At 62.1% G+C, this 11,760-nt stretch carries 8 protein-coding genes and 4 pseudogenes; 7 read left to right on the top strand and 5 right to left on the bottom strand.

Annotated features, from left to right (window positions below; translation table 11 throughout):
• The first annotated feature begins 23 nt into the window (after positions 1-23).
• The 5 genes and pseudogenes from tnpA to istB all read left to right on the top strand — a co-directional run bounded on the left by tnpA (position 24) and on the right by istB (position 3,974).
• On the top strand, positions 24-410 hold the full coding sequence (tnpA, locus tag SJY11_RS12715; RefSeq protein WP_376986984.1) for an IS66-like element accessory protein TnpA: 387 nt from the start codon (positions 24-26) through the stop codon (positions 408-410).
• Complete coding sequence (gene tnpB, locus SJY11_RS12720) at positions 407-754, top strand: IS66 family insertion sequence element accessory protein TnpB (protein WP_376986986.1); 348 nt, start codon at positions 407-409, stop codon at positions 752-754. Before tnpA ends, tnpB begins: the two co-directional genes overlap by 4 nt.
• A gap of 59 nt (positions 755-813) precedes the next feature.
• Positions 814-1,851: pseudogene (gene tnpC / locus SJY11_RS12725) on the top strand (IS66 family transposase); the annotation flags it as partial.
• Between the two features lie 39 nt (positions 1,852-1,890).
• Positions 1,891-3,189, top strand: a complete 1,299-nt coding sequence (gene istA, locus SJY11_RS12730; protein WP_371126197.1) for an IS21 family transposase — start codon at positions 1,891-1,893, stop codon at positions 3,187-3,189.
• Positions 3,189-3,974, top strand: a complete 786-nt coding sequence (istB, locus tag SJY11_RS12735) for an IS21-like element helper ATPase IstB (protein WP_100959046.1) — start codon at positions 3,189-3,191, stop codon at positions 3,972-3,974. The genes istA and istB overlap by 1 nt, the downstream gene beginning before the upstream one ends.
• 384 nt (positions 3,975-4,358) lie before the next feature.
• Here the strand turns inward: istB and SJY11_RS12740 are convergent.
• Positions 4,359-5,382 (bottom strand): annotated as a pseudogene (locus SJY11_RS12740) (IS110 family RNA-guided transposase).
• 80 nt (positions 5,383-5,462) lie between these two features.
• On the opposite strand from SJY11_RS12740, the pseudogene tnpC (SJY11_RS12745) reads away from it, so the two are divergent.
• Both tnpC (SJY11_RS12745) and SJY11_RS12750 read left to right on the top strand, forming a co-directional pair.
• Positions 5,463-6,068 (top strand): annotated as a pseudogene (tnpC, locus tag SJY11_RS12745) (IS66 family transposase); the annotation flags it as partial.
• Positions 6,020-6,319: a hypothetical protein gene (locus tag SJY11_RS12750; protein ID WP_376986987.1), complete on the top strand. Its 300-nt coding sequence runs from the start codon at positions 6,020-6,022 to the stop codon at positions 6,317-6,319. The pseudogene tnpC (SJY11_RS12745) and the gene SJY11_RS12750, both read left to right, overlap by 49 nt.
• A 32-nt stretch (positions 6,320-6,351) precedes the next feature.
• Here SJY11_RS12750 and SJY11_RS12755 read toward each other — a convergent pair.
• The 4 genes and pseudogenes from SJY11_RS12755 to phnC form a co-directional block, all read right to left on the bottom strand.
• Positions 6,352-6,558 (bottom strand): annotated as a pseudogene (locus SJY11_RS12755) (transposase); the annotation flags it as partial.
• 94 nt (positions 6,559-6,652) lie between these two features.
• Positions 6,653-9,421, bottom strand: a complete 2,769-nt coding sequence (locus SJY11_RS12760) for a molybdopterin-dependent oxidoreductase (protein ID WP_376986988.1) — start codon at positions 9,419-9,421, stop codon at positions 6,653-6,655.
• Positions 9,418-10,956, bottom strand: coding sequence for an NADH-ubiquinone oxidoreductase-F iron-sulfur binding region domain-containing protein (locus SJY11_RS12765; RefSeq protein WP_376986989.1), 1,539 nt, complete (start codon positions 10,954-10,956; stop codon positions 9,418-9,420). Before SJY11_RS12765 ends, SJY11_RS12760 begins: the two co-directional genes overlap by 4 nt.
• The gene (phnC, locus tag SJY11_RS12770; protein ID WP_376986990.1) at positions 10,940-11,743 is read right to left on the bottom strand and encodes a phosphonate ABC transporter ATP-binding protein; all 804 of its coding nucleotides are present in this window, start codon (positions 11,741-11,743) and stop codon (positions 10,940-10,942) included. The genes SJY11_RS12765 and phnC overlap by 17 nt, the downstream gene beginning before the upstream one ends.
• Positions 11,744-11,760 lie beyond the last annotated feature (17 nt).

Below are 11,760 nucleotides of genomic sequence, written 5' to 3' on the forward strand. Positions count from 1 at the left end.
GTGCCCGATAGGGAGCAGATCAGATGAGGCAACGATCGACCATCAAGGAGCATTTCGGGCGAGGCAATGCGAGCGACGCGCAGAAGCGGGAGATCGTCGCGGCTTCTTTGGAACCCGGAGCGTCGGTGTCGGTGATTGCGCGGCGCTATGACGTCAACACGAACCTTCTTTTCATCTGGCGCCGGCTGTATCGCGATGGATTGTTGGCCGAGCCCGGGGCGGGCGGGCCTTCTCTGCTGCCGATCACGATCACCGGTGAGCAGGCTGAGAAGCACGAGAAGCCCAGCTCGGTTGCGTCTGATGCCGGTCGGGTGGAAATCGAGCTGCCGCGTGGCTACCGCATCCGGGTCGACGCCGGTATTGATGGCAAGGCGCTGCGTCGCATCGTTGACGCCCTGGAGCGCCGATGATCCCGGTTCCGTCTGGCGTCCGGGTGTGGCTGTCCATGGGCCGGACGGACATGCGCCGCGGTATGACAGGGCTGGCCCTTCAGGTTCAGGAAGCACTGGGTCGCGACCCGCACGCTGGCGACTTGTACGTCTTCAGAGGCGCCCGTGGCGACCTGGTCAAGATCCTTTGGAATGACGGCCTGGGCATGTCGCTTTATGCGAAGCGGCTGGAAAAGGGCCGCTTCATCTGGCCGTCGCCGACGGAGGGCGTGGTCGCGATCTCGGCGGCGCAGCTGGCCTATATGCTCGACGGCATCGACTGGCGAAACCCTCGGTACACATGGCGACCAAGCAGCGCCGGGTAAGGTCGGGACGCTTCATTTTTTAGGAGTCAGCGGGCGCGATTCATGATTCACTCATGGTCATGGCCGCCGCTTTTGCCGACCTGCCCGACGATATCGACGCGCTGAAGGCGGCGTTGACGATCGAGCGCGCGAGGATGCGCGACGTGGCCGCCGAACTGGCGGTGGCGCGTGCGAAGGCGTCCGAAGACCTGGCCCTGATCGCCCATCAGAAGCTGCGGATCGCCAAGCTGGAGCGGCAGATCTACGGCCCTCGCTCCGAGCGCTCGGAGCGCCTCATCGACCAGCTGGCGCTGCAGTTCGAGGAACTGGAAGCGAGTGCCACGGAAGATGAGCTGGCTGCGGAGCTGGCCGTTGCCAAGGCGACGCTTGTGGCGGGGTTCACCCGCAAGCGCCCCGAGCGGAATACCTTCCCCGATCACCTGCCGCGCGAGCGCGTGGTCATCGACCCACCGACGGCCTGCGACTGCTGTGGCGGCAATCGGCTGCGCAAGCTGGGCGAGGATGTCACCCGGACCCTGGAAGCGATCCCGCGCCAATGGAAGGTGATCGAAACCGTGCGGGAGAAGTTCACCTGCCGGGATTGCGAGAAGGTCAGCCAGGCGCCGGCGCCCTTCCACGTGATCCCCCGTGGATGGGCCGGCGCCAACCTGCTGGCGATGATCCTGTTCGAGAAGTTCGGCCAGTATCAGCCCTTGAACCGACAGGCCGAGCGCTATGCCCTGGAAGGCGTTCCGGTCAGCCTCTCGACCATGGCCGACGCCGTGGGGTCGGGCTGCGCGGCCCTCGATCCGATTTTGAGGCGGGTCGAAGCGCATGTCATGGCGGCCGAACGCCTGCATGGCGACGACACGACCGTGCCGGTTCTGGCCAAAGGCAAGACCGATACGGGACGATGTTGGGTCTACGTCCGCGATGACAGGCCGTTTGGTGGGACATCGCCGCCGGCGGCGGCGTTCTATTACTCCCGCGACCGCAGGGGCGAGCATCCACAGACCCATCTCGCCGGCTATGCCGGGCTGTTCCAAGCCGACGCCTCCGATGGCTATCGGCAGCTCTATCTGCCTGGGTGTCAGGCGACACGACAAACTGCCCCCCTGACGCCATGAGGAACTGACCCCTCTGGAGAGGAGGTCGGCATGGAAGAGCAAGAGGTTCAGAGTTCGCCGCGGTTGGGTTTGCCGCGGAGGGACGAGATGAAGACGCCGGACGACGTGTCGGCGATGGTGCGTCTGAAGGGGTTGGGGTGGGGCGCGAAGCGGATCGCGGCCGAGCTTGGCTGCTCGAAGAACACGGTGAAGCGCTGGCTGAGATACGGCGATTGGCGAGCTTGTGTGACGCCGTCGCGCTCGAAGAAGCTGGATGGTCTGTCGGATTGGTTGGCCGAGCGATTCCGGCGCCACCGCGGGAACGCCGATGTGATCCGCCAGGAACTGGCGCAGGAGAAGGACATCCATGTCAGCCTGCGCACGGTCGAGCGCACGGTGGCGCCGCTGCGCCGGGAGTTGGTCGCCGAGGCGCGGGCGACGGTTCGGTTCGAGACGCCGCCCGGCGAGCAGCTGCAGATCGACTTCGGTGAGCGTCGCGTCGAGATCGCCGGTGTCGCGACCAAGGTTTTCTTCTTTGTCGCGACGCTGGGTTATTCGCGCCGGCTTCATGTCCGCGCCTTCGGACACGAGAAGCAGGAGAGTTGGTTTACCGGGATGGAGAGCACATTCCAGGCCTTCGGCGGCATTGCGCGCGAAGTGCTGCTCGACAATGCCCGCGCGCTCGTTTTGCACCATGATCCATCGAGCCGGGAGGTCGTTCTTCATCCCAGGCTGCATGCCTTCGCGAAGCATTGGGGTTTTCGCATCAGAGCCTGTGCGCCGTATCGGGCGCGCACAAAGGGTAAGGACGAGCGTGGTGTCGGCTATGTGAAGAGGAACGCCATTGCCGGCCGACGCTTCGCCAGCTGGGCCGCGATGGAGGCGCATCTGGACGCCTGGACGCGCGACATCGCCGATCTGCGTGTTCATGGCACGACCGGCGAGGCACCGATCGATCGCTTCCTGCGCGAGGAGGCCGGGGCCCTCAAGCCCGTGAGGGGCGTTCCGCCGTTCACGACGCATCGCGATCTGATGCGCAGCGTCGGCGCCGATTGCGCGGTGGCGATCGACGGCAATGCCTATTCGGTGCCGTGGCGGCTGATCGGCGAGCGCGTCCGGGTCACCGTCGGCAACGAGATCGTGCGTATCCACCATGGCGGACGCGAGGTGGCCGTCCATGCCGAGTTGAAGGGGCGCCATGGCCGGATTGTCGATGATGCCCATCTGGCCGGGCTCGTGGGAACGCGCGAGCGGCCGGCTCATCTGGCCCCGCCGAGATCGCCGCCAGCGCCGGCTGCGTTGCTGCGTCCGCTGGCGGAGTATGAGGCGGTTGTCGGGGGAGGCTTCTGATGAACGACCATGATCACCTGACCGCCTTGCTCGGCCGGTTGAAGCTGACGGCGCTGCGCGATCAACTCGACAGCCTGATCGACGAGGCCGGCCGCCGCGAACTCACGATCCGGGAGGCGCTGACGCTGTTCTGCGAGCGCGAGGTCGCGCGCCGCGACCAGCGCCGGATCGACATGTCCTTCGGCCTGGCGCGCTTCCCCTTCGTGCGCGACCTCACCGGCTTCGACTTCGGGGCCCAGCCTTCCCTCGACAAGGCACAGATCCGCGAGATCGCGACGGGTCGCTTCATCGCCAATGGCGAGGCGGTGCTGCTCCTGGGCCCGCCCGGCGTGGGCAAGACCCATCTGGCTGTCGCGCTCGGGCGCGAAGCCATCGTCACCGGCTACTCGGTCCTGTTCACGCCGGCGACGACGCTGGTCGCGCAACTGGCCAAGGCCCACGGCGAAGGGCGGCTCGAGGAAAAGCTCACCCACTACGCCAAGCCGAAACTGCTGATTGTTGACGAGCTCGGCTATCTGCCGTTCGAGCCCGACGCCGCGCATCTGTTCTTCCAGCTCGTCAGCCGCCGCTACGAGCGCGGCGCCATGCTCGTGACCTCCAACCGGGCCGTCGGAGAATGGGGCTCGGTCTTCGGCGATCCCGTCGTCGCGACTGCCATCCTCGATCGGCTGCTCCACCACAGCCACGTCATCACCATCCGCGGAGACAGCTATCGGCTCCGCGAAAAGCGTCGCAGTGGCCTTTTGCAAAAGGCCACTGCGACGCATCAACCCGCAACCGCCTGAAGGGCAAACGGCATGGGGGTCAGTTCTTCATGACGGAAAGGGGTCAGTTCCGAATGTCGCTGGACACTGGGCGAAGTCCGGGGCGGATTTTGGAAGCAGGGTGCTGGGTTCATCTATGGATGCCCCCGCTCTGGCAAGGGTTTTTCGTGCACTTTGGCGTAAACCTGCGGCTGCGGTCATCTATCCGGCCTGTCTTGGCGGCGCACCCTGCGTCGCCGGCCTTGATGGTTCATCCGCAAGCCAGTTCCCAATCACGCGCCGCGAGCTCAAAGCTCGATGCACCCAGCGGGTTCGTCTGGCTCCGGTGCGCCCGGTCTTGCCATCATGCGCGAGTCTACCCTCGCGTCCGCAGGCCGCCGCCCGGCGAAGATCGCCGGACCGCGGTCAGGCCCGTCGCGGTTGCGGCGCGCCGTACGCCTCGTCGTAGCGCAGCATGGCCCAGATCGTGCGCGCGGTCTTGTTGGCGATTGCCACCGCCGCCACGTTCGCGGGCCGTCGCGCCCTCAGCTTCGCCAGCCACTGCCAGCGTTTGCCTCGCCAGCGCATGACGGATCGGCTGCCGTGGATCAGCAGGCGCCGCAGGTAGCCGTCGCCCCGTTTACTGATGCCGCCGAGCTTATCGACACCACCGGTTCGAGTTTTGCCTGGGCACGAGTCCGAGCCAGGCAGAGAAATGGCGCCCCGACTTGAACTGCGCCGGATCGCCGATCGAGGCGACGACCGCCGTGGCGGTGATGACGCCCACCCCCGGAATGGCGGTGAGCCGGCGGCAGGCCTCGACGTTGCGCGCAACATGTCCGAGATCCTCATCAATACGTGCCAGCTTCTCGCCGACCGATCGCAACTCGGCCACGAGGTGACGCAGCGCCCGGCGCGCCAGCGACGGCACGCGCTCGTCGGCTTCGTCTTCGATGATCACCGTCAGCACGCCGATATTGTGGGCGCGCTCCGGTCCAACCAGTCCGAGCTCAGCAAGATGACCGCGGATGGCATTGATGAGCTGGGTGCGCTGCCGCATGAGCTGATCGCGAACCCGGTGGAGCATGAGGACCTCCTGCTGCGCCACGCTCTTGATCGGCACGAAGCGCATGGTCGGTCGTGTCATCGCCTCACAGATTGCCTCGGCATCGGCGGCGTCGTTCTTGTTGGTTTTGACGAACGGTCGCACATATTGCGCCGGCAGCAGCCTCGCATCATGGCCCATCGCGGCGAGGAGGCGACCCCAGTGATGTGCGCCTGGACAGGCCTCGAGGCCAACCTGACAGGGCGGCAAGCTGCGGAAAAAGGGCTCGACCTCGTCACGTTTGAGCCGACGGCGTAACACAACCCGTCCTTCTTGATCGGCGGCATGGACCTGGAACACGGACTTGGCGATATCGAGCCCAATGCGGGCGATTTTGTTCGGCATGGCGCTCTCCTCTGCTCGGAGCCCCCTTTACCAGCGTCGCATGAAGCGCGACGTCGGGCGAGCGGGGGCATCCATGCCATCACGCCAGGCGCCCGTTCTTCGCCATGGCCGATCTCGCGGAGAATGCCCGGCGGCAGGCATCGGGCAAGAAGACGATCGCGCTCTCTCCCATCGCGATCGAGGTCGTGCGCCGCATCGATGCCCTGTTCGAGATCGAGCGGCCGATCAACGGCAGGACTGCGCAGGAGCGCCAGACGGTACGCCAGGAGCTGAGCAAGCCGCTGGTCGATGCGCTTGCGGTCTACATGCGCGAGCAGCGAGCCAAGCTCTCCCGCGGCCATGATCTCGCCAGGGCCATCGACTATATCCTCAAGCGTTGGGCGGCCTTCACGCTGTTCTTGGACGACGGGCGGGTGTGCTTGTCGAACAATGCCGCCGAACGCGCGCTGCGCGGCATCGCTTTGGGACGAAAATCATGGCTGTTCTGCGGGTCGGACCGGGGCGGTCAACGCGCTGCCGCCATGTATAGCCTCATCGTCACCGCCAAGATGAACGATGTCGATCCCCAGGCCTGGCTCGCCGATGTGCTCGCCAGGATCGCGACGCACCCGGCTCATCGGATCGACGAGTTGTTGCCGTGGAACTGGATGCGCCAGCCATCCGCGTTGTCGGCCGCGGCAGCCTGACCTTGCAGGTCAACAAGGTCCACCATGTCCATATCATCACCCGGGTCGCCGAAATGCTCGGCGAGGACGAGGACTGGCTGTGGGACGTCGCCAATGAAATGGACCCGGAGGGCGGCGTAATCTGGGTCTACGGACCAGGTGACGACAGCGTCATGGCGTTCACTGACTTCGGCATCGAAACGCTCAAGGGCCTCGTCGAAATCTACAAGGCCAATCCCGACCTGCTCTCGCGATCCAACGACCCGACGTAGACGCACTGCGGCCTACGCCGCATGGTTACCATCTCGCCCCACCGCTTCCACCGGTTGTAGAGCGTTTTGGCTGGACCATACTCCCTGGGCGCGTCCCGCCAGCGCAACCCATTGCGATTGACGAAAACGATACCGCTCAACACCCGCCGATCATCAACGCGCGGCTTGCCGTGGCTCTTGGGGAAATACGGCCGCAGACGCTCCATCTGCTCATCCGTCAGCCAGTAAAGGTCGCTCATCCTCAGTCTCCTCACGGAACCTGAATCAGATCGCGCCTCCCATATCAATGGGTCCTGACCCTAGTGAGTCAGCCTCAGCGGCCGTTGGTATTAGTCATCTGCTATCCACCACCCTGGCCGCGCAGAATTTATACGCCGGGACGCGGGTATAGTCGTCCAGCTTGCTGATTGTCAGTTCGTTAGCGGCTGCTTCGAAGAACGACATTGGTAGCCAGATTACGCCCTCCTGAATCCGCCTGTCGGACAACGGACGAACCGAAACAGAGCCGCGGCGTGTCTCGACGCGGATGAAGCGATCCGAGGCAAGATCAAAGCGCTCAAAGTCCTTCGGGTTTATGTGCACCAGGGCTTCGGGACTTAAAGCGTCAAGTATCGCTGCACGCCGTGTCATCGACCCCGTATGCCAGTGCTCTCGAAGTCGACCAGTCACGAGCGTGAGCGGAAATCGACCATCTGGCAATTCGCTCGTTCGGTTGCCGTCCAGTGCTGCCAGTTGCGCCCGATTTCCGCGAGGAAAGTCTGTGGCAAAGAGACTGTCATGCGACGTCGTAAGAGCGGAAGCCGGCTGGATTCCCTGGCCCGGATCCTTTGCTTTGATTGGATAGCGTGCGCAGCGCTCGTTTTTGAGCCATCGCCAGTTGAAACCATTGAGCATCGGCACCATCGCAGCCATCTCGTTAAAGGTGGCTTCCAGGGACATCCTAGCCCAGGGTAGCCCTAGCTGGGACGCCATGCCACACACAATAGCCCAGTCCTCGCGTGCGTCGCCCGGCGGCGGAAGCGCAGGTTCAATTACCTGAATGATGCGATCCGTATTGGTGACCGTTCCCGCGCTTTCCGCGAGAGCTGCTGCCGGAAGAATAACATCCGCGAAGGCTGTCGTTTCGGTTGTAAAAATATCTTGAACCACGAGATGATCAAGCCGGGCAAGCGCCTCTCTCGTAGCAGCGAGATCGGGGTTGGCCATCGCAGGATTGCCGCCGACGACATACAGCCCCTTGATCCTGTCGCAGCGGATCGCGTCAACGATTTCGACAACCGTGAGCCCCTTCTCTTCGGGAAGCTCGGCTGACCACCGATTACTGAAGTCGTTTCGCTGGGTCGTATCCTTAAGCGATCGATAACCCGGGAAATAATTCGGCATCAGCCCGGCGTCACAGGATCCCTGCACATTATTCTGCCCACGCAGCGGATGGAGCCCCGCGCCTGGCCGCCCAACCTGCCCGCACACCATTGCAAACGCGATGGTCGCGCGGATATTATCGGCACCATGCACGTGTTGCGATGCGCCCATGCCCCAGAACGTCATCGCGGCTGGAGCATTCGCGAACATCCGCGCCGCCTCAGCGATCATCGCTGCGGGGACACCGCAGATGCGCTCGGCCACGTCCGGCGTGTAAGGCACGACGCGCTGAACCAGTTCGTCAAAGCCCTCCAGGCGCTCATTCACAAACTGCCTATCATACAGACCTTCAGTAATGACCAGCCGCGTCATGGCCGAGAGCAGGGCCACGTCGGTCCCCGGCCGCAGTTGGAGGTGCAGGGTCGCAAGGCGCACCATCGATTGACAGTATGGATCGATCAAGATCAGCTTTGTGCCGCGCCGGATCGCATTTTTCATATACGAAGCTGCGACGGGGTGATTGGTCTCCGGGTTAGACCCCACAATCAGCGCGACATTAGCCTGTGCTATCTGTTCGATTGGAATTGTGACGGCCGAGAAGCCAGTTGCCTCCGCAAGCGGCGGCACCGAAGCGCATAGCCGGGTGCAATGATCGACGTGGTTGGTCCCGAAGCCGGTACGCGCCAGCTTCTGCAGGACATAAGCGGCTTCGTTCGTTCCCTTCGCCGATCCCAGGACCGCGAGGACGTCACCGCCGCGACTTTCGCGCAATGATCTGAATCCTCGCGCAGCATGGTCAAGCGCCTCGTCCCACGAAGCCGGCCGGAACAGATCGAGCACCTCCCTGCCCCTCAGATTGTGAGACGCCACCTTAGGGGCGTCATCGCGCCTGATGAGAGGGGTCGTTAGCCGGTCAGGATGACGTAGGTAACTGAAGCCAAATCGGCCCTTCACGCAAAGCCGACCATGATTTGCCGGGCCATCCGCACCCTCGGCATAGACAATTCGATCTTCTGCAACATGAAGATCGACACGACATCCGACACTGCAGAAAGGGCATACCGTCTCCCCCACATGTTCGATCGGCGGCGGAGCATTAATTGTAGAAAGCACGGAATATGAAAGGGCGCCGGTCGGACACACCTGCGCGCATTCTCCGCATGATACGCAACTGCTGTCTCCCATCGGCAGGCCAGTATCGAACGCAACGTGAATGCCGTCTCCGCGACCGGCGAGCGCGATCACGCCATTGACTTGCACATCCTGACAGGCCGCGCGGCACTTGCCGCAACGGATGCACGCGTCCGAATCGACCGTGATCGCTGGATGCTTGCGATCGACATCCGCACTTGCCGGACGGTGGCCAAACCGCGATGCATCTGCCTCGACGCGTTGCACGAGGCGATGGAACAAACCGTCCGGATGCCGCTGCGTCGCCTCCTTGCTCATTTCCGACGCCAGCAACTCGACGACAGCCCGTCTGGTGCGTCGCGCGCGGACACTATCCGAATTGACCTTCAGTCCCGGCGCAGCGCTCTGTCGACACGCCGGCACCAGTTCATCATCCCCGTCCAGTTCGACGAGGCAGGTCCGACATGTGCCAATCGGCTGGTAGCCTTCGCGTGTGCAGGCGCATAGATGCGGCATATCCACCCCCGCCGCAAGCGCAGCTTCGAGAACGCTCTGGCCGAACTTGGCTGTAATCGTCCTGCCGTCAACTTCAATTTCGAACACACTCATCGCTGCCTCTCCGGCGCCGTATGGATCACCCGTGCAAGGAATTTTCCTGCGCTGCGGCCGAGGCCGCAGATAGATGCCTCACTCATCGCAACGGAGAGATCGTCAAGCGCCGCGTTATCAAGTGAACCATCCGAAAGGGCCCGCGCCATTTTGGTCGTCCCGACCCGGCACGGGCTGCATTGCCCACAACTTTCACGTGCCAGGAAGCCCGCCATCCGCGCTGCGATCCAACCGGTGTCATCATTCCGATTGAAGACAATGGCGCTGCCGGTGCCCAGACGCAGACCTGACGCAAGGAGATCCTGCAACGAAGCATGGCAAAGTTCGGCAGATACAATCGTCCCGGCAGCGCCGCCAATGACGATGCCGCCGAGTTCGTCACCATCGCAAATGCCGCCTGCCTCATCGATCAGTGCGGCGAGCGTCGGCAATCCATGGACGAGCTTCGGTCCAGGCTGTCTGACCCGACCTGACACGCTAAAAAGCGCCGCATCTGGAGCCAGCAGTCCCGTAACAGGTACTGTCGGTTCAAAAGCAGCACCCCATATTCCGCGAAGCCGATAGAATGTCTCGACGTTGTGAACTAGTGTCGGCCGGTTATGATATCCGTGCTCTGTCGGATAGGGCGGTCGCTCTCGTGGCCGCGGTGGGCGTCCCTCAAGGCTGGCAATCAACGCTGTTTCCTCACCGCATATATAGGCACCGCCGCTGCGCCGCAGATCGATCTGACGTCCATCTGCGAGCCCTGAGGCGACTACGTCGTCAATAGCCCGGCGCAAAACTGTGTGCAGATGCACATAATCATCTCTTAAATAGACGAAGATCTGGTTGGCCCCGATAACTAGTGCAGCGACTAACGCCGCCTCCAGCACGCCATGCGGATCGCTCTCAAGAATGTAGCGATCCTTGAAAGTCGCGAGCTCGCCCTCATTAGCATTGACAATAACAACCGGTTTGCCGCTTGCCGCGATAGTACTTTGCCATTTACGCCCGACGGGAAAAAAATTACCCGCTCGTCCAACAGCATGGCCGCGGCCTATATCTTGAAGAATTCGATCTTTCAGCAACGGTTCCTGACGCAGCTGCTCGACAATCGAATAACCACCCGCAGCGCGAAACTCGTCAAACACTCGTCCCGAATCTCCGCGACTCGCTCGGTCACACCGCCCGCGGCAGACGCCGGGTCTAGCGTAACTTTGACTGTTCGTAACATCCCTGAGCAACGCGCAAACCAAATCACCGCAGCTATCTGCCTCAGTCCGATATGACTCGGTGCTGCCGTAATTTACAGCAGGATAGGATGTCGCAACTTCATAGACCTCAGCAACGTTTAGCCGAAGTCGGCCGGCCAGATGCAGAAGCCCGGCTTCAGTCACACTTCCTCTTTTGTCGCGAATATCGAGCATGACTTCTAGCAGGCAATCGCGTGAAACGCCCAATCTAACGAGCGCACTATCGATCAAGCCGATTTCCGCCACATCTCCACCAGCTGGCCGCCCTGAAAAATCTTTACGACGTTCAAGCTTGCGATGCACGATAGAGTTCCTCACGTATTTCGAGCGTAAAGTCCTGGGATCGACCATTGAACAACACACGTCCGTCTTTCAGCGCAACAATGCTATCAGCATATCGCACAGCAAGATCCACTTGATGTAGACTGCACAGCACTGATAAGCCACGATCCCTTGCAGCACGCTGCAGGATCTGAAGTACATTCTCGGACGATTGCGGATCAAGGCTGGAGATAGGTTCGTCAGCGAGTATTAGATCGCCTTGCTGAGCGAATGCGCGTGCAATGGCTACACGCTGCTGCTGCCCGCCGGAAAGTTCCTCAGCGCGCTGATACGCCTGCTCAAGCAGCCCCACGCTATCGAGGCAGGCGAGCGCGAGTTGCCGGTCCTTCTGCTTGAAGCATCGTAGAATAACTCTTGCGAGCGAATTATAGCTAAGCCGAGCCGCAAGAACGTTATCGATCGCATTAAACCGCTTTACGAGATTGAACTGCTGGAATACGAAGCCGATTTTGCGACGAAACAGATTCAGATTACGCGGACTAAGCGAAGTTACGTCGGTCCCGTCTACCGTGATTGACCCGCTATCCGGCTCGATCAACCGGGTAAGGCAGCGGAACAGTGTCGACTTTCCGCCGCCACTTGGGCCAAGCAGCACAACGAACTGCCCCTTCGGGATCGAGCAGCGTATATTATCAAGCACCGTGCGTCCATTGAAGGACTTGCAGAGGTCCTTCAAGATAATAAATTCCGAACCTTTCGTATCGACCTCTCGACAGTCAGCGAGAGTTACGGGCGCGACAGCCTTCATGATCGTAGTCCTTGGAT

Origin of the sequence: Allobosea sp. R86505 (genome assembly GCF_042466375.1) — a bacterium.
Classification (GTDB): Bacteria; Pseudomonadota; Alphaproteobacteria; order Rhizobiales; family Beijerinckiaceae; genus Allobosea.